This is a genomic window from Pseudomonas putida (assembly GCF_025905425.1).
Lineage (GTDB): Bacteria > Pseudomonadota > Gammaproteobacteria > Pseudomonadales > Pseudomonadaceae > Aquipseudomonas > Aquipseudomonas putida_AF.
On sequence record NZ_CP109603.1, the window covers coordinates 4471087 to 4487811 of the forward strand.

The 16725-nt window shown below is 63.8% G+C and carries 16 protein-coding genes and 1 tRNA gene; 8 read left to right on the forward strand and 9 right to left on the reverse strand.

All coding sequences use genetic code 11. From position 1 onward, the window contains the following. Positions 1-28: 28 nt before the first annotated feature. Entirely contained in the window at positions 29-544 is a 516-nt protein-coding gene (locus tag OGV19_RS20080) for a sigma-70 family RNA polymerase sigma factor (protein ID WP_264310341.1), read from the forward strand. Next, on the forward strand, positions 531-1487 hold the full coding sequence (locus tag OGV19_RS20085) for a FecR domain-containing protein (RefSeq protein WP_264310342.1): 957 nt from the start codon (positions 531-533) through the stop codon (positions 1485-1487). The genes OGV19_RS20080 and OGV19_RS20085 overlap by 14 nt, the downstream gene beginning before the upstream one ends. 11 nt (positions 1488-1498) lie before the next feature. Here OGV19_RS20085 and OGV19_RS20090 read toward each other — a convergent pair whose 3' ends face one another. Both OGV19_RS20090 and OGV19_RS20095 read right to left on the reverse strand, forming a co-directional pair. Next, the gene (locus tag OGV19_RS20090; RefSeq protein WP_264310343.1) at positions 1499-2656 is read right to left on the reverse strand and encodes an MFS transporter; all 1158 of its coding nucleotides are present in this window, start codon (positions 2654-2656) and stop codon (positions 1499-1501) included. A 323-nt stretch (positions 2657-2979) separates the two neighbouring features. Then, the gene (locus tag OGV19_RS20095) at positions 2980-4194 is read right to left on the reverse strand and encodes an MFS transporter (protein WP_264310344.1); all 1215 of its coding nucleotides are present in this window, start codon (positions 4192-4194) and stop codon (positions 2980-2982) included. Positions 4195-4386: 192 nt separating this feature from the next. Here OGV19_RS20095 and OGV19_RS20100 point away from each other — a divergent pair, with 192 nt between their 5' ends. Then, positions 4387-5310: a FecR family protein gene (locus tag OGV19_RS20100; protein ID WP_264313980.1), complete on the forward strand. Its 924-nt coding sequence runs from the start codon at positions 4387-4389 to the stop codon at positions 5308-5310. Between the two features lie 94 nt (positions 5311-5404). Further along, a tRNA-Met gene (locus tag OGV19_RS20105) sits at positions 5405-5481 on the forward strand. Positions 5482-5574: 93 nt separating this feature from the next. Here the strand turns inward: OGV19_RS20105 and OGV19_RS20110 are convergent. Continuing rightward, the gene (locus OGV19_RS20110) at positions 5575-6192 is read right to left on the reverse strand and encodes a LysE family translocator (RefSeq protein WP_264310345.1); all 618 of its coding nucleotides are present in this window, start codon (positions 6190-6192) and stop codon (positions 5575-5577) included. A 226-nt stretch (positions 6193-6418) separates the two neighbouring features. Between OGV19_RS20110 and OGV19_RS20115 the strand changes: the two genes are divergently transcribed. Next, a complete protein-coding gene (locus tag OGV19_RS20115; protein ID WP_264310346.1) occupies positions 6419-7324 on the forward strand; it encodes a LysR substrate-binding domain-containing protein in 906 nt (301 codons plus the stop codon). On the opposite strand, the gene OGV19_RS20120 is transcribed toward OGV19_RS20115, so the two are convergent. From OGV19_RS20120 to OGV19_RS20135, 4 genes are all read right to left on the reverse strand, one after another. Next, a complete protein-coding gene (locus OGV19_RS20120) occupies positions 7264-7848 on the reverse strand; it encodes a YcbK family protein (protein WP_264310347.1) in 585 nt (194 codons plus the stop codon). The two genes, OGV19_RS20115 and OGV19_RS20120, sit on opposite strands and share 61 nt — an antisense overlap. A gap of 137 nt (positions 7849-7985) precedes the next feature. Further along, on the reverse strand, positions 7986-8624 hold the full coding sequence (gene can / locus OGV19_RS20125; RefSeq protein ID WP_033701363.1) for a carbonate dehydratase: 639 nt from the start codon (positions 8622-8624) through the stop codon (positions 7986-7988). A 51-nt stretch (positions 8625-8675) separates the two neighbouring features. Beyond that, the gene (gene rimI / locus OGV19_RS20130) at positions 8676-9131 is read right to left on the reverse strand and encodes a ribosomal protein S18-alanine N-acetyltransferase (protein ID WP_264310348.1); all 456 of its coding nucleotides are present in this window, start codon (positions 9129-9131) and stop codon (positions 8676-8678) included. Continuing rightward, entirely contained in the window at positions 9128-9913 is a 786-nt protein-coding gene (locus OGV19_RS20135) for an energy transducer TonB (protein WP_264310349.1), read from the reverse strand. The genes rimI and OGV19_RS20135 overlap by 4 nt, the downstream gene beginning before the upstream one ends. A gap of 273 nt (positions 9914-10186) precedes the next feature. On the opposite strand from OGV19_RS20135, the gene mksB reads away from it, so the two are divergent. From mksB to mksF, 3 genes are read left to right on the forward strand one after another with little or no spacing between them, the layout of a single operon-like run. Beyond that, positions 10187-11476 carry an Mks condensin complex protein MksB gene (gene mksB / locus OGV19_RS20140; RefSeq protein WP_264310350.1) on the forward strand — a complete coding sequence of 430 codons (1290 nt, stop codon included), beginning with the start codon at positions 10187-10189 and terminating at the stop codon, positions 11474-11476. Then, on the forward strand, positions 11466-12173 hold the full coding sequence (gene mksE, locus OGV19_RS20145; RefSeq protein WP_264310351.1) for an Mks condensin complex protein MksE: 708 nt from the start codon (positions 11466-11468) through the stop codon (positions 12171-12173). The genes mksB and mksE overlap by 11 nt, the downstream gene beginning before the upstream one ends. After that, positions 12170-15001, forward strand: a complete 2832-nt coding sequence (gene mksF / locus OGV19_RS20150; RefSeq protein ID WP_264310352.1) for an Mks condensin complex protein MksF — start codon at positions 12170-12172, stop codon at positions 14999-15001. Before mksE ends, mksF begins: the two co-directional genes overlap by 4 nt. A 138-nt stretch (positions 15002-15139) precedes the next feature. Here the strand turns inward: mksF and OGV19_RS20155 are convergent, their stop codons facing one another. After that, on the reverse strand, positions 15140-15595 hold the full coding sequence (locus OGV19_RS20155) for a CreA family protein (protein WP_264310353.1): 456 nt from the start codon (positions 15593-15595) through the stop codon (positions 15140-15142). 10 nt (positions 15596-15605) lie between these two features. Next, positions 15606-16724, reverse strand: a complete 1119-nt coding sequence (gene proB, locus OGV19_RS20160; RefSeq protein ID WP_264310354.1) for a glutamate 5-kinase — start codon at positions 16722-16724, stop codon at positions 15606-15608. Position 16725 lies beyond the last annotated feature (1 nt).

The following is a 16725-nucleotide window of genomic DNA, read 5'->3' on the forward strand; positions in this document are numbered from 1 at the left end:
ACCCCCACGGGATCAGGCCTCCGATACGATGCAGATCAACGACACGCTCAAGCCAACCGAGGTCGCTCTGCTCTATCAGTCCCACCACGCCTGGCTCAGCGGCTGGTTGCGCAGCCGGGTCGGGTGCCATGAGCATGCCGCCGACCTGGCCCAGGATACCTTCGTACGGCTGTTGCGTGCCCGCCAGGTCTCGCCGCTCAAGGAGCCTCGTGCTTATCTGAGCGCCATCGCCCGTGGGCTGATGATCGACCAGTTCCGCCGCCGCGCCCTGGAGCGCGCCTATCAGGAAAGCCTGGCCCATCTACCTGAGGCCGACGTGCCCAGCGAGGAACACCGGCTGGTCATCCTCGATACCTTGGAGCGCCTAGACCGCGCCCTGCACGCGCTGAAGCCACGTGTGCGGCAGGCCTTCTTGCTGGCCCAGATCGACGGGCTGAGCATCGCGCAGATCGCCCAGCGCCTTGATGTCTCCCGCGCGACTGTCGAGCGCGACCTGGCCAGAGCGCTGGGTGTCTGCTATCGGTTGCGTTATGTCGAGCTCTGACAGCACGCCCGCGCAGGCCCAGGTCGACCAGGCCATCGACTGGCTGGTGAAGTTGCGCTTCGACACCCCCAGCCCGCGTACCGAGCGGCAATTTCAGCAATGGCTGGCCAGCCACCCACAAAACCCTCAGGCCTGGCAGCGCGTCAGTAGCCTTAGCGACGAGCTGGCCGGGCTACCCAAGGCACTGAGCCGACGCACCCTCGACGCCCGCCAACGTCAGCACACCAGCCGCCGTGACCACCTCAAGCTGCTGGCGCTGCTGGCCGTCGGGGGCAGCCTGGGCTGGGCTGCGCGCGAGCCATTGGGCCTGCCGCAGCTACTGGCTGACAGCAGCACCGCCGCAGGTGAGCGCCGGCAGTTACAAGGCAGCGATGGCAGCCGTATCCAGCTCAACACCGCCAGCGCCATCGACCTGCGCTACAGCAACGAACAACGTCAGCTTGAACTGATACGGGGCGAGGTCAGCCTGGACAGCAACGCCAACGACAGCCGCCCGTTCCGTATCGATACGCGTGTCGCCACCCTGGCCACACTCGACGGCCAGTTGCTGCTGCGCGAAAACGACAATGGCCTGTTGCTGGCAGTACGCCGTGGCGAGGTCACGCTGTTTCCCGCGTCTGCCTCAGCGCGAGGGGTGCAGGCCGGCGAAACGTTGCAAGTGCTGGCCAACGGCAGCTTGCAGGCCGTGAGCCTGCACAGCGACCCCTGGGGCTGGACCGACGGCGTGCTCAGCGTGCAGCAGATGCCGCTGGGTGAATTTACCGCCGAACTCGCCCGCTACCGCCCGGGCCTGCTGCGCTGTGCCGACGAAGTGGCAAATCTGAAGGTCTCCGGCACGTATCAGCTGGCCGACACCGAACACATTCTGAAACTGCTTGCACGCAGCCTGCCGGTGCGGATCGACTACCGCACACGCTATTGGGTGAGCATCGGCGCCGTCTGAACACCGTGTGATCAGTCCGCCACCGCTCGCAAGCGCCCTGCCCGCCGGTACGACTGCCGGGCAAAGCAGACGAACAGCCCTGCCATGATCGCCAGCGCCATCGGCAGCCCGTGCGGTGCCACATCCATCGCCGCGCCACTGACCAGCGGCCCGACCAGGCTACCCACGCCCCACAGCAAGCCGACGCTGGCATTGGCCGTGACCAGGTCCTGCCCTTTGAAGCGCTGCCCGATCAGCACCAGCGCCAAGGTATAGATGCCCCCCGCCACAGCGCCCAGCACCACCAGCAGCGGCCACAGCAACCAGGTCATCTGCAGCAGCCACGGCAAGCCGATGCCAATCAGCATCGCCACCAGGCCGCACACCAGGTGCAGCCCAGTGCGCTCGACCCGGTCGGCCAACCAGCCCAAGGGCAGCTGGAACAACATGTCGCCGGCAAACACCACCGTCACCATCAGCGCCGCCACACCCACGGCAAACCCGTGGCTGGTGGCATATACCGGCAGCAGCGACAGCACCACGGCGTCGAAGAAGGAGAAGAACAACACCGCCACGCACAAGGCCGGCGCCACGCGGAAGAAGCCGGCCAGGCCGAAGCTTTTGTCGCCTTCTTCATGCTCGACGTAATCGTTGGGCACGGTCAGCACGATGCACAGCAGGGCCAGGCCATAGCAGGCGGTGACCACGCCGGTGATCCAAGGGCTGTTAGCCCCCAGCACGGCCAGCATCGCCGGGCCAAGGACCTGGAAACCGGTGAAGCTGGTGGCGTACAGGGCCATGATCTTGCCGCGGTTGTGCTCGGGGCACAGCTCGTTGACCCAGGACTCGCCCAGAATGATGGCGATACCCATGCCGATGCCCAGGCCCAGGCGCAGCAATGCCAGCAGCCAGATCGAGTCGAAGGCGGACTCCAGCAAGGCAATGCTGACGGTGCACAAGCTGAAGCACAGCAGGTAAATGGTGCGCCGGGTCAGCAGCCGGCAGCAGGCATCGACCATGAACGCCGAGAGCATCATCCCTGCCGCTGGGATGGCCGAAATGATGCCGATTTCAAGCGTGCCTGCGCCGGCCTCATGCAGACGCAACGACACCAACGGCAGGCTGGCCCCCAGGCTGAAGCCCACCACCGACACGGCGAACAATAAGCCCGCCAGCAAACGCATGTTCATTTACCACTCCTTGCAAACCGAAAAGACGAGCAAACACGAGCGCGTACGCCGGGACGGCGGACGACGCAAAAGCGCGGATCAGTTCAGGGCGAGGTGTGGCGAGAAGGTGAAGGCAAACAGCACGCTGCGCCGACGCTTGAGCACCGTGTCGCTCGGCCATGCACGACGCAGGGCCTGGAGTACAGGCTGGCGAGCATGTGGGAGGGACGGGTTACGGCGCATTGCTTTGACTACGCAGGTTGGTGAAAAGAGGCGGCACTCTAGGCTAACGGTGGTCGGGCCGTCAATCATCAGGGGCCGCAGCAGCGCGGCCCCCTGCAGGCTCAACGCTTGCCGGTAGACGGCAGCAACACCGCCAACAACCCGAACAACGGCAGGAACGAGCACACACCATACACATACTCGATACCGCGCAGGTCCGCGACATACCCCAGCAGCGCCGCGCCGATGCCGCCAAAGCCAAACATCAGCCCGAAGAAGATCCCGGCAATCATGCCCACGCTTCCCGGCACCAGCTCCTGTGCATACACCACGATGGCCGAAAACGCTGAGGCCAGGATGAAGCCGATCACCACGCTCAACACCGTGGTCCAGAACAGGTCGGCATACGGCAGTGCCAGGGTGAACGGCGTCACGCCCAGAATCGAGAACCAGATCACCGCCTTGCGCCCGATACGGTCACCGATCGGGCCACCAAAGAAGGTACCGGCCGCGACTGCGCCGAGGAACAGGAACAGGTGCAGTTGCGAGCTGGCCACCGAGACGTCGAACTTCTCGATCAGGTAGAAGGTGAAGTAGCTGGTGAAACTGGCCATGTAGAAGTACTTGGAGAACACCAGCAGGCCCAGCACGATCAGCGCCGCAATCACCCGCTTGCGCGAGATGCCATGGGTGGCCTGCACGGCCTTGCGGGCCTTGGCCTGGTTCAGGTGCTCCTTGTACCAACTGCGCAGCATCAAGGTCACGGCGAAGAAGAACAGCCCTGCCAGACCGAACCAGGCCACGTGCGTCTGCCCGAACGGAATCACGATCGCCGCAGCCAACAGCGGCCCCAGCGCCGAGCCGGTGTTACCACCCACCTGGAAGGTCGATTGAGCCAGGCCAAAGCGCCCGCCCGATGCCAGCCGCGCGATGCGTGAAGTCTCTGGGTGGAAGGTGGACGAACCGATACCCACCAAGGCCGACGCCAGCAGAATCATCGGGAAGCTGCCGACGAAGGCCAGCATGACGATGCCCACCAGCGTGCACAGGGTACCCAGCGGCAACAGGTTCGGCGCGGGCCGACGGTCGGTAAAGAAGCCAACCCAGGGTTGCAGCAGCGAGGCCGTGATCTGGAAGGTCAGGGTGATCATGCCGATCTGGGCGAAGCTCAGGTCGTAGTTGGCTTTGAGCATCGGGTAGATCGCCGGCAACACCGACTGGATCAGGTCATTGATCAGGTGCGCCAAGGCGCAGAAGCCGATGATGCGCATCACCAACGGGTTGGCTGGGTTCGCCGCAGCGTTGGTGGACGCCGTGGAGGTGCTACTGATGGCCATGTGCCTGAATCTCCGTGCGCAGATTTGGGATCCGATTATCGGGAAACAAATAGATACATAGCTACCTTTTTTATCCCTCTGTCGAAACGTACTTGTAAATGGTTCTCAATATAATTAGCATCCTCGACTCATTCCCCTGTCATCGTTGGGCAAAACGGCCCCTATCGTGAGCAGACCGATCCCATGAGCCCGATGCCCGCCAAGCAATTCCAGCCCGATCCACAGCAGGAAGCCCTGGAGTGGTTCTCGCGTTTGCGTCAACCCGGCTGTGACGAAGGCGAACGCCAGGTATTCGCCGCCTGGTGCCAGGCGCCGCAAAACGCCCAGGCCTACGCTGAGCTGGAAACCTTCTGGCAACAACTGCAACCCCCACCGGCTCGCCCCCGCCCGCGGCAGATAACGGCCCGCCGCAGCCACCTGGGCAAATGGCTGGCCCTGCTGTTTTTGCTGGTGCTGGGCGCTTTGGCTTACCTGTACTGGCCGCTGATGCAGCGCCTGGGCAGCGAGATGCACACCGACGTTGGCGAACGCCGCAGCCTGCGCCTGGCCGACGGTTCGACCGTGCACCTGGACAGCGCCAGCGCGATGAACGTGGACCTGCGTGGGCGTACCCGTCAGTTGCACCTGGTCCAAGGCCAGGTGTACCTGGAGGTGCTGCTCGATGGCCGAGCCATGGAAGTGGAAGTGGGCGATGCGCGCATCCAGGTATTTGGTACCCGCCTGCAAATCGCACGCTATGCACACCATGACGAACTGGTAGTGGTCAGTGGCAAGGCAATGGTTGTCCAGGGCGGCGAGCAGCGCCTGGTCTCGGCCGGCGAGCGGGTGACGTTCGATGGCACGCGGATCGATAGCGTGCAAAAGGCTGATCTGAAGACCGCCGACAGTTGGCGCAACGGCCGACTGCGTGCCACCGACATGCCACTGGGGCAGGTGCTGGAACGCCTGGCGGGGTATCAGGGGGAACGCCTATGGATACTCGACGAGCAAACCGTCCATCGGCGTGTAAGCGGCGATTTCAACCTCGACCGCCCTGCCGAAAGCCTTGCCGCACTGGCCAGCACCCAGCAATTACAGCTGCAGGGCGTGCTCGGGCATTGGCTGATCGTTCGCTAAGGGCGCCCCTGGCGGCTAAGTTTTTGAAAGCGTGCAAATTTTTTTGAAATGAGTGTTGACAGAGGGGCATCACAAGGGAATAATGCGCGCCATTGGCTACATAGCTCAGTTGGTTAGAGCATAGCATTCATAATGCTGGGGTCCGGGGTTCAAGTCCCTGTGTAGCCACCAAACATGATAAAGGGCTTACCGAAAGGTAGGCCCTTTTTCTTTGCCTGCGAAAAAGTACGGCCTGTGGGGGCAGCCTTACAGGGCCGCGTCACATCAACGAACACCCGTCACGGCCACAGCCAGACCCAGCCCGATCAGTGCCACGCCGATCACCCGGTCTACCAGCCGCTGCCGCTCGATCATCGCCTTGCGCAGTGCCGTGCTGGAGAAGAACACCGCTACCAGGCTGAACCACACCCAATGGGCAAAGGACATGAACGCGCCATAAGCGAAGTCCAGCGCCAGCGGGCTGCCCGGCTGGACCACCTGGGTGTAGGCGCTGATGACGAAGAGCATGGTCTTGGGGTTCAGGGCATTGGTTAGAAAACCTGTGCGCAGTGCCGCCCACACGCTGGCGCCGGTGTGCTGACCGATACCGTCGAGGCTGATTCGCGTGGCGTTGGTCAGCGACTTGTAGCCCAAGTAGATCAGGTAACCCGCGCCTACCACCTTCATGAACAGGAACAGCGATGGGCTCTGGCTGATGATCACGGCGATGCCCAGCACCGTGTACAGCACATGCACCTGCACGCCCAAGGCGATCCCCACGGCAGCCGCCAGCCCGGCCTTGCGACCCTGTGCATAACTGCTGCGAGTGACCATGGCGAAGTCGGCCCCAGGGCTGATGACGGCGAGGATAGTGAACAGGGCTACAGCGATGAGTTCAGTCATTGGCGGGTCTCGATTGGCGATGAAAATGCACAGACACGCCGATTATCCTGGGCTTATGGGCAGCGAAAAATCGATTTATAGTGGCGGTTATTCGATAGTTTTCCTCACAGAGGTGCAGTGCCTGGTCTGGCCTCTTCGCGGGGCAAGCCCGCTCCCACAGTGCATGTCTGTTATCGGTGGGAGCGGGCTTGCCCCGCGAAGAGGCCAGAACAGGCACCACAAAACCATGAAACTGCCTCCCCTCAACGCCTTCCGCTACTTCGACATCGCCGCCGAAACCGAAAGCTTCGTGCGCGCCGCCGAGCGCCTGCATGTCACTCACGGCGCGGTCAGCCGCCAGGTTCGGCTGCTTGAGGAAAGCCTCGGCATCGAACTGTTCGAACGCCGCAACCGGGCCATTTTTCTCACCGCCGCCGGCCGCGCGCTGCAGGGCACCACCCAGGCCATGTTCGAACAGCTCGAAGGCGCCGTGCAGCGCCTGCAACAGCAGGCGCGCGACAATGTGCTGGTCCTCTCCTGCGAACCCACCATCGCCATGCGCTGGCTGATACCGCGCCTGCCCCGCTTCCACACCGCCCACCCCGACCTGCAACTGCACCTGGTGGCCGCTGGCGGGCCACTGGACTTCACGCGCAGCGGCGTCGATCTGGCACTGCGCCGCGACGACTTCCACTGGGACCGCCAACTCCATCACCGCAAGATCTGCGACGAATGGATCGGCCCGGTCTGCCGCCCTGGCGCCGTCACCGGCCTCGATGGCCAGCGCCTGCTGCACAGCCGCACGCGGCCCAGTGCCTGGCCCACCTGGCTGCGCCTGAGCGAGCAACTGGCCAGCCACACCGAGGAGCACTTCTACCTGTCGATCCAGGCCGCCAGTGCGGGCCTCGGCCTGGCCATGGGGTCAGCCTTGATGGTGCGCGACGAAATCGACAGCGGCCAACTGCAGGCCCCCTTCGGCTTCTTGCGCGACGGCTCTGCCTACCATCTGCTCAGCCCACATCCGCTGGACGATGGCGGCAAACGCCAGCGTTTCGCCGAATGGGTGATCGGCGAATGCCAGGCCTGTTTGGCTCACTTGGGCTTGATACAGAACGACGAGCCCGCACTGCCGTCGCCACCCCAGGTGCGGTAGCCGGCGGTGTCGATATGAATGCGACCTGACGGGTAGCGACCCAGGCCCATGTTCCAGGCCTGGCCATGTTGTTGCCAGAAACGGCACAGTGGATTGGGGTCGGCCCAGGCCGGCAACAGGATATCGACGGCGAATGCGCGGGTATGGGCGCTGTTGGCGGCGCCACCAGCACATCGGTTGAGGCCAGGATCACGGTAGGCCGAGACCACTTCGAACTGGCGCAGGATGCCTTGGTCGTCAAGGCTTTTGAGCAGTGAGAGGGTCGAGCGTACCGCTGGCCATTGGCTGGCAGGTGGCACTGCGAAAGGTGAAGCCCGGCACAGCCGCCAGTCCGAGGCCGAGCGAAGCAGTTGATGGATAGGCACCACCCCGTACAGGCGCGCATCCACCAGCATTTCGCGGAACGGGCGCGTCTGATGATCGCCAGCCCATTGGGCGAACATCCACAGGTCGCGGTCATCGGCGTGCGCCGCATTGATCACCCACATGCCCGCCGCCAGCAGTAGCCACTTCGCCCTTGTCATCCCTGCCCCCGGCTCAAGCCTCAAGACCTGCAATTAGGGCCGTTTTGCAGCCCATCACTGCGGTTCGTCGCCACGACAAACCCGCTCCCACAGGTATAGTGCAGTTCTTTAAAGACTCGCACCGCCCCCTTTACCAATTACTCCAACGCCCGCAACCGATACTGCGGCGGCAGTTGGGCAAACCCGCTGATGGTGGTGTCCAGGCTCTTCCAACGCCCGTCCTTGATGCCATAGATGCAGCCATGCACCGACAGCTCCTGCCCACGGTGCCAGGCGTTCTGCACGATGCTGGTGTGGGCCACGTTGGCGACCTGCTGGATCACGTTCAGCTCGCACAGGCGATCGACTTGCGCCTCTTCGGTTTCCAGCTTGGCCAGCTCGCCGCGCTTTTCGTAGTACAAGTCGCGGATCGAACGCAGCCAGCCGTCGATCAAGCCTAGCTGGCGGTCCTGCATGGCTGCGCGCACGCCGCCGCAGCCGTAGTGGCCGGTGACCAGGATGTGTTTGACCTTAAGCACTTCGACGGCGTACTGGATCACCGACAGGCAGTTAAGGTCGGTGTGCAGCACCACGTTGGCGACATTGCGGTGGACGAACAGGTCGCCGGGCAGCATGCCAACGATCTCGTTGGCCGGCACGCGGGCGTCGGAGCAACCGATCCAGAGGAATTCCGGGGTTTGCTGACGGGCCAGCTTGGCGAAGAAATCGGGGTCACGCTGGGTGATGGCATCGGCCCAGCGCGCGTTGTTGTCGATCAGTTCCTGCAGGTCGTGCATGGTCTTGCCTCATCAGGTTGTACCTGTGTGACTGGACCTGCCCCTGCAGGGTCACTCTTCGAACAGGGTGCAGGCCATCACCAGGGCATCTTCGCGGCCGCCGGCGATAGGGTAGTAGTCGCGGCGGCGGCCGATTTCGTTGAATCCGTAGCGCTCGTACAACCGATAGGCCGACTGGTTGCTGGCACGCACTTCCAAAAAGCACTCGCGGCCATTGAGCTGATAGGCCCGCGCCATCAGGTGTTCGAGCAGACACAGGCCCAGGCCGCAACCCTGATTCTCGGGTTTGACGGTGATGTTGAGCAGGTGCGCTTCATCAATGATCACATTGATAACGCCATGGCCGACCTGCTGCTGGCCATCGAACATCAGCCACACTTCGTAGGACTTAAGCGCATCCTGAAAGATTCCCCGGGTCCAGGGATGACTGAACGCGGCATATTCGATCTTAAGCACGGCATCCAGATCCGCCTCGGTCATCGGGCGGAAACTGATCGAGTCACTCATTCAACGCTCTTCCAGCGCGCCATCAGCTGGCGCATGGCTTGCCAGACGTCCGCCTTGCGTTGCGGCTCGTCCATCAACAGTTCAAGGCCCGGCAAGGCCCAGGCATCGCCCAGGCCGTCGAGCTTCAGTGTTTGGTAGTAGGTTTGCGCATCGGTATTGCCGGCAAAACGCAGCGCAGGCAGCCCGATCAGCCACAAGCAACTGCAAGGGGCTTCTTCCAGGCGCGCCTGGATGAACCCCTGGACGAAATCACGTGCAGCGTCCGGGCCCTGGTCCATGTTGCCGCGCACCAGCAGCGGCCAGCGCACCGGTTCGCCGATGATCTGCGGGGCGTCGGGCAGGCCGGCGGCGCGCAACATGTCCTTGAGTAGCAGGTAGGACGGGTCGCGGCTCTGGAACGGCTGGCCCGTGGCCAGCTCCACCAGCAGCAGGCAGCTGCCGGCGCGCAGCAGCTGCAACGCGAAGCGTGGTGGTGGCACCGGCACCGGGCGCGGGGCCGGGGCCGGCTCTTCTGCCTCGACGGCCTTGGCCGCAGGTTTTGGAGTGCTGCCAGGACGTGGAATTTCGATTTTCGGGCGTTCGCCGGCGCGTGCCTGGGGCGCGATGGGCGCCGCGTTGGCGGCCGGCGCCGGCTTGACGTCGAAGTCGATGTCTTCGACCGGCCCCACCGGCAACAACAGTTCGGGGCGTGACGGTGCGGCGAACGGCAGTTCGGCGCGCGGCAGCCAGTGCACCACTTGCATGGCGGAAAGGTAGGCGCGGCGACGGGGTTCGGTCAGCAAGGGACGGGTATCCGAGGGGCTAAATCAATCGAGCATTCTAACGCCGTTAGCATTCGCGTGCCGCAACTGGTCGGCGGATTTTTATTGGCTGTACCGGCCCTTTCGCGGGCAAGCCCGCTCCTACAGGGGCTGCGTCGCTGACAATACCGGCGGCAGGCGCCGAGATTCCCCCAGCAAAATAAGGGACATTTCTCATTACAGACCAAGGGGTGAAATCCTCCCCCCTGGATGCAGTACAATCGCCCCCTTTTTCTTGGCAACGAGTCGAAGCCAATGATCGAACCCAAGCGCGTCCTGCGCGCCCTAGCCGAACACTGGGCCCTGATCGAGCCGCTGTGCGAACGTTTCGACCAGGGCACCCTGAGCCTGGTCGAACTGCGCCAGCATGTGGCCCGCCAGCAGGTCGAAAGCACCCCGCAGGACATCACCCAACTACTCGACGTGTGGATCCGCCTGGATATCCTGGTCCCGGTAGCCAAGAGCCCGAACCGCTTCGAGCTCAACGCCCAGATCCACGACTTCCTCGCCTACCTGCGCCGCGAGCACCGCTTGGGCCTGTGCCTGGAGATCGAAGCCTACCTGCGCCACCTGGAGCGCCTCGCCGGGCATATCCAGGACGCCTTCGACAACCGCGACAGCGACGACCTGGCGCGCCAGCTGCGCCTGCTCGACATGCGCGTGCGCGATGTGCTCAAGAAGCTCGACAACGACGAGCAGGCGCTGGTGGCCGTGGCCGAGCGGGCCAAGACCAGCAACCGCCAGATCCCGCTGCGCCAGCGCTATGCCGAAGTCCTCGCGACCTGGGACGAATACGTCGAGCCGATGATCCAGCTGGTAAACGCCGATGGCGCCTTCGAACAAGGCGTGCGCAAGGTCGAAACCGTGCTGCTGCGCCTGCTGGGCGAACAGGCGCGCCTGGGCCACCTGGTCGACGACGACATGCTGCTGCGCACCCACGCGCGTATTCTGGAAATGCAAACCAGCGCCCAGCTGACCTTGCGCCACGCCCGTGAACTGCTGCTGCCCTTGCGCGAAGAAGCGCGCCGGCACAACGCCGTGACCCGTGGCGCCGCGCTGGCGCTGTCGGTGATCCGCCGCAAGGGCATCGATGCCGTGCCGCAAGCGGCCATGCCGATGTTCACCCGGCCGCAAAGCACCTTCCTTGGCAGCGCCAGCCAGGTCGAGGCCTATGTTTACGCCTTGGCCCGTTTCGAGCCCAAGCCCGCGCGCTTCCCCAAGGCGCACAAGACCGACAAAGACCCGCTACCGCGCGCACCCCGTACGGTGAAGGAAATGCTCGAACGCTGCGAGCAGGCCCTGCCACTGCCAGACCTGATGGTCTGGCTGCTGGACCAGGAGCCCGAAGGCGCCACCGACGAACTGCTGTACTGGTTCTCGCGCCTGTCCCGTGAGAAGCGCTTCAAGCGCGAGCGCCTCGACCGCCGCGACTACACCACCCACGAACACCTGGTCAGCCTGCGCTCGTTCGCCCTGACGTCCAGCCGTGAAGACGTCGCCAGAACGACTGCCGAATCCAACGCGAGCCCAGCCAATGCATCTTGATCTTTCCGAACTGTCCCAGCTCGCGCCGATCTTCCGCGAGCTGTTCAAAGGTTTCCACGTCAGCCGCCGTGACCCGGAGCTGTACGCTCAGCTGTCGAACTTCCAGGACCAGTACCGTACCTTGTTCAAGGCCCTGGGCTTCGAGCTGGTATGCGACACCCGTGGTTTCTATTACTTCGTGCCCGAGCTTGCCGCCGCGCAGGTCAACAAAACCGCCCAGCGCCTGTCGTTGTTCACCTTCATCCTGGTCGAGCACCTGGCCGACCAGGGCCGTGACCCGATGGCCGTGCTCGACGGCGGCAGCATCGGCCGCGATGAACTGCCCTCGCTGCTGGACAAGTACCGCGACCTGTTCCTGCAGGCCGAAGTGCAAACCGTCGAAGAGCTCGAAGAAAAAATCCTGCGCCGCATGACCCAGCTCGGCTTCGCCCATGAGGAAGGCGGCATCTACCGCTTCCTGCCGCCGATGCACCGCTTCCTCGACGTCTGCCTGTCGGTCCAGCAGGACCGCGACCTGGCCGCCACCCTGCACAGTGACCTGCCTTTGCCCACGCCGGTACTGGTCGAGGAAGAAAGCCCGGAGCAACTCAACCGCACCGACGACCCGCTCGACCTTTCACCCTTCGACGGCGACGAGAGCGAAGAGGACGCCCTGGCCAGGGCCATCCGCGAAGAGCAACAGGAGATTGACGCATGAGCCAGGAACGCTACGGCATCCGCCGCTTTGCATTGCTCAACACCGCCGGTTACAGCCTCGGCCTGTTCCCGCTGGAACACCCGTTGTCGGTCTACGGCGCCAACAACCTGGGTAAATCGGCATCGATCAACGCCCTGCAGTTCCCGATCCTGGCGCGCATGTCCGACATGAGCTTCGGCAAGTACAGCCTGGAGCAGTCGCGTCGCTTCTACTTCGCCAGCGACACGTCCTACATTCTCTGCGAACTGAACCTGCCTCACGGCCCGCACGTGATCGGCGTGGTCGGGCGCGGCCCAGGTGGCGGTTTCGGCCACCAGTTCTTCGCCTACAAAGGCGAGCTGGACCTGGCCCACTACCAGAAGAACGACACCTGCCTGCGCCAGAAAGAGCTGTTCACCAACCTGGAGCGCCTGGGCCTGAAGGCCTACGAGCTCAAGCCCGACGAACTGCGCCGCCTGCTGGTCGGTGGCCACACTTCGGTGCCGCTGGACCTGACCATGATTCCGCTGCGCTCGACCAGCGAGCAAAGTCTGAAAACCTTCCGCGCGCTGTTCATCAACCTGCTGCACATGCGCGAAATCACCGCTGCCAAGCTCAAGCAACTGTTCCTCGACGCCTTCGAGCACAGCCTGCGCTCGGGCAGCGTCGACTACATCGCGGCCTGTGAAGAAGCCTTCCGCGACGTACGGCGCATGGAGCAGGACTACAACGCCCTGGTCGCCGCCGGCCCGTTGGTCGAAGCCCTGGCCGGTGGCGTGGCCCAGCGCGACATCCTGCGCGGCAAGCTGCACCGCCTTTCGCCGCTGCTCGACAACCTGCTGGGCACCTGGCAGGAATACGCCATGGCGCGCAAGGAAGAGTTGGTTATCCAGTCCGAGCATTACCGCGGCGAACAAGACCGGCTGCAGAACGACCAACGTGGCGGCACCCAGGAGCTGATGCGCCTGGAGCGTGAGATCACTGGCATTCAGCGCTGGCTCGGCGAGCTGTCGGTGCTCAAACACCGCTTCGCCCTGGTCGATGACGTCAAGGTGCTGGAGCAGCAGTTGCTGGCCGCCAAAGACGCCCACGACGAACTGGCCGGCGCCCTGGCCCAGTCGCGGCAGTTCTCTGCCGAAGACCTGGACGAGCGCGTACGCGACCTGGAAAAACGCCTCAAGCAGGTCCGTCAGCAGCTCGACCACGCCGACAACAACAGCTATGCCCGCCTGCGCGAAGAGTTCTCCCAACAGGATGTCGACCGCCTGATGCGCCTGTTCAACGGTGCGCTGTTCAGCCTGCCACTGGGCGAGCGCGGCATCGAGCTGGACGACAGCGACCTGTGGGTAAAGTCGCTGGAAGCGGTGCTCGACGGTTTCAAAGGCGAGCGCTTCGAAGCGCCCGGCCTGTCCATCGACCTCACCCACATCGACCCTCCAGCACTGCAGGCCCTGGCCGACCGCGCCGCCCTGCGCGACCAGAAAGAGCGCCTGGAAAAAGAGCTCAAGCAGCTCAAGACCCAGCAGGCCGTAGCCGCCGACCGCTCCGCCTCCAAGGCACAGACCGAGACCCTGTACCAAGCGGTACTGGATGCGCAGAAGGCATTGGAAGACTTCCGCCGCAGCGAAACCCTGGCGGCCGAAGAACCCGAAAAACTGGAGCATCTGTCGCAACTGGAAGCCGCTCAGGACGAGCTCAAGCGCTCCAGCGATGCCTTCACCGAGCGCGTCCAGCAGCTGTCGGCCAAGCTGCAACTGGTCGGCCGCCAGCTCGGTGACCTGGAGTCCAAGCAACGCACCCTGGAAGACGCCCTGCGCCGCCGCCAGTTGTTGCCGGCGGACCTGCCCTACGGCACGCCATTCATGGAAGCGGTCGACGACACCATGGACAACCTGCTGCCGATGCTCAACGACTACCAAGACAGCTGGCAGGGTTTGCAGCGGGTGGACAACCAGATCGAGGCGCTGTACGCCCAGGTGCGCCTCAAGGGCGTGGCCAAGTTCGACAGCGAAGACGACATGGAGCGCCGCCTCCAGTTACTGGTCAACGCCTATGCGCACCGTACCGATGAGGCCCTGACCCTGGCCAAGGCGCGCCGCGCCGCAGTCACCGACATCGCCCGGACCCTGCGCAACATCCGCAGCGACTACGACAGCCTTGAGCACCAGCTGGCCTTGTTCAACCGTGAGATCAACAAGCGCCAGGTATCCAACCTTCAGAGCTTCCGCGTGGTGCTGGCACCGAACAAGGAAGCGCTCAAGCACATCGACCAGATCATCCACAGCGCCGGCCAGTACGAAGAAGGCGAGACCCTGTCGGTGTTCGACCTGACCCAGAACTCCGACCAGGACCACAAGAACGAAGAGGCCAAGGAGTACCTGGCACGGCTGGTGGCGGCCAACCACAACCAACTGGGCCTCAAGGACCTGTTCGAACTGGCGTTCGAGATCACCAAGGTCAATGGCCAGCCGGTGATCCACGCCGACATCGACGGCGCTGCGTCCAACGGCACCACCATGACCATCAAAGCGCTGACCAACATGTACTTGTTGCTGCACCTGATGGACCGTGACCTGGCCGGGCGCATTCGCCTGCCGTACTACCTCGACGAAGCGGCAGACATCGACGAACGCAACCAGACAGCACTGCTGGAAACCAGCCTGCAGCTGGGCTTCGTACCGATTCTGGCGAGTGTGAAGCCGCAGGTGTCGGCCAAGGTGGCGATCGACCTGGAAGGTGGCAGCGGGCCGAATGGCATCTACATCGATGAGGCGGACTGGAAGTTCATCAGCCGGCTGGATGAGGTGCAGGTGGACGTGCGTGAGGATCAGGCCGAAGAGCTCGCCTGATTGTTGTGAATTGGGGCTGCTTTGCAGCCCATTCGCGGGGCAAGCCCGCTCCCACAAGTTTTGCGCCAGCGGAGTATCTGTGGGAGCGGGCTTGCCCCGCGAATGGAGGCCAAAGGCCTCCCAGCATCTATCAGGCTATCAATGAGCCCAAGGCAAGATCGGAATCGCCGTCACCGCATTCTGCGGGCTGCCCTCGATCATGCGGTCGCTGTACACCAGGTAAACCAAGGTATTGCGCTTCTTGTCGAGAAAGCGCACCACCTGCATGGTCTTGAACACCAACGAGGTGCGTTCCTTGAACACTTCCTCGCCGTCTTTCAACTCACCCTTGAAGTTGATCGGCCCCACCTGACGGCAGGCGATCGACGCCTCTGCACGGTCCTCAGCCAGGCCCAGACCACCCTTCACACCGCCCGTCTTGGCCCGCGACAGGTAACAGGTCACGCCCTCGACCTTAGGGTCATCGAACGCCTCGACCACGATGCGGTCGTTGGGCCCAACGAACTTGAACACGGTGGACACCTGGCCGATCTCCTCGGCACCGGCCAGCATCGGCAACGCCAACGCCGCCACGGCAATCATCCTTTTCAACATGTGCACTTCCTCAGACCAGAACCAGGTTGTCACGGTGCACCAGCTCGGGTTCCGCGCTGTAACCGAGCAGGGATTCGATGGCATCGGACGACTGGCCGATGATCTTCTGCGCTTCAAGCGCACTGTAGTTGGCCAGACCGCGGGCCACTTCCAGGCCGTCCGGGCCGACGCACACCACCATCTCGCCACGGCGGAAACTGCCCTGCACGGTCTTCACACCCACAGGTAGCAGGCTCTTGTTGGCCTGGCGCAGCGCCTGCACGGCACCGGCGTCGAGCACCAGCGTGCCGCGGGTCTGCAGGTGCCCGGCCAACCACTGCTTGCGCGCTGCAAGCATGCCGCGCTCAGGCGACAGCAAGGTACCCAGGCGCTCGCCCGTCTTGAGGCGGTCAAGCACGCGCTCGATACGGCCACCGATGATGATGGTGTGGGCACCCGAACGTGCCGCCAGGCGAGCCGCGCGCAGTTTGGTCTGCATGCCGCCACGGCCCAAGGCGCCGCCAGTACCACCGGCCACGGCGTCCAGCGCCGGGTCGTCTGCGCGGGCTTCATAGATCAGCTGGGCTTCGGGGTTGTTGCGCGGGTCGGCATCGAACATGCCGTCGCGGTCGGTGAGGATCACCAGCAGGTCGGCCTCCACCAGGTTGGCCACCAGCGCAGCCAGGGTGTCGTTGTCGCCGAAACGGATTTCGTCGGTGACCACGGTGTCGTTTTCGTTGATCACCGGCACCACGCCCAGGTCGACCAGCGTGCGCAAGGTGCTGCGGGCGTTGAGGTAACGTTTGCGGTCGGACAGGTCGTCATGGGTCAGAAGGATCTGCGCGGTGTGCTTGCCGTGCTCGCCGAAGCTCGACTCCCAGGCCTGTACCAGGCGCATCTGGCCGATCGAGGCGGCCGCCTGCAGCTCGTTCATCGCGCTCGGTCGCGAGGTCCAGCCCAGCTGGCTCATGCCAGCGGCCACGGCCCCGGAAGAGACCAGCACCAACTCCACGCCTGCCTCACGCAGTGCGACCATCTGCTCGACCCAAACGGCCATTGCGCCGCGATCGAGGCCCTTGCCATCAGCGGTCAGCAGTGCGCTGCCAATCTTCACGACCCAGCGCTTGGCGCCCGTCACCTTGCTTCGCATC

Excerpts from the sequence above, each read along its gene's own strand:
- OGV19_RS20080 (WP_264310341.1), top strand. The coding sequence starts at position 29 with ATGCAGATCAACGACACGCTCAAGCCAACCGAGGTCGCTCTGCTCTAT.
- OGV19_RS20085 (WP_264310342.1), top strand. The coding sequence starts at position 531 with ATGTCGAGCTCTGACAGCACGCCCGCGCAGGCCCAGGTCGACCAGGCC.
- OGV19_RS20090 (WP_264310343.1), bottom strand. The coding sequence starts at position 2,656 with ATGAACATGCGTTTGCTGGCGGGCTTATTGTTCGCCGTGTCGGTGGTG.
- OGV19_RS20095 (WP_264310344.1), bottom strand. The coding sequence starts at position 4,194 with ATGGCCATCAGTAGCACCTCCACGGCGTCCACCAACGCTGCGGCGAAC.
- OGV19_RS20100 (WP_264313980.1), top strand. The coding sequence starts at position 4,387 with ATGCCCGCCAAGCAATTCCAGCCCGATCCACAGCAGGAAGCCCTGGAG.
- OGV19_RS20110 (WP_264310345.1), bottom strand. The coding sequence starts at position 6,192 with ATGACTGAACTCATCGCTGTAGCCCTGTTCACTATCCTCGCCGTCATC.
- OGV19_RS20115 (WP_264310346.1), top strand. The coding sequence starts at position 6,419 with ATGAAACTGCCTCCCCTCAACGCCTTCCGCTACTTCGACATCGCCGCC.
- OGV19_RS20120 (WP_264310347.1), bottom strand. The coding sequence starts at position 7,848 with ATGACAAGGGCGAAGTGGCTACTGCTGGCGGCGGGCATGTGGGTGATC.
- can (WP_033701363.1), bottom strand. The coding sequence starts at position 8,624 with ATGCACGACCTGCAGGAACTGATCGACAACAACGCGCGCTGGGCCGAT.
- rimI (WP_264310348.1), bottom strand. The coding sequence starts at position 9,131 with ATGAGTGACTCGATCAGTTTCCGCCCGATGACCGAGGCGGATCTGGAT.
- mksB (WP_264310350.1), top strand. The coding sequence starts at position 10,187 with ATGATCGAACCCAAGCGCGTCCTGCGCGCCCTAGCCGAACACTGGGCC.
- mksE (WP_264310351.1), top strand. The coding sequence starts at position 11,466 with ATGCATCTTGATCTTTCCGAACTGTCCCAGCTCGCGCCGATCTTCCGC.
- mksF (WP_264310352.1), top strand. The coding sequence starts at position 12,170 with ATGAGCCAGGAACGCTACGGCATCCGCCGCTTTGCATTGCTCAACACC.
- OGV19_RS20155 (WP_264310353.1), bottom strand. The coding sequence starts at position 15,595 with ATGTTGAAAAGGATGATTGCCGTGGCGGCGTTGGCGTTGCCGATGCTG.
- proB (WP_264310354.1), bottom strand. The coding sequence starts at position 16,724 with ATGCGAAGCAAGGTGACGGGCGCCAAGCGCTGGGTCGTGAAGATTGGC.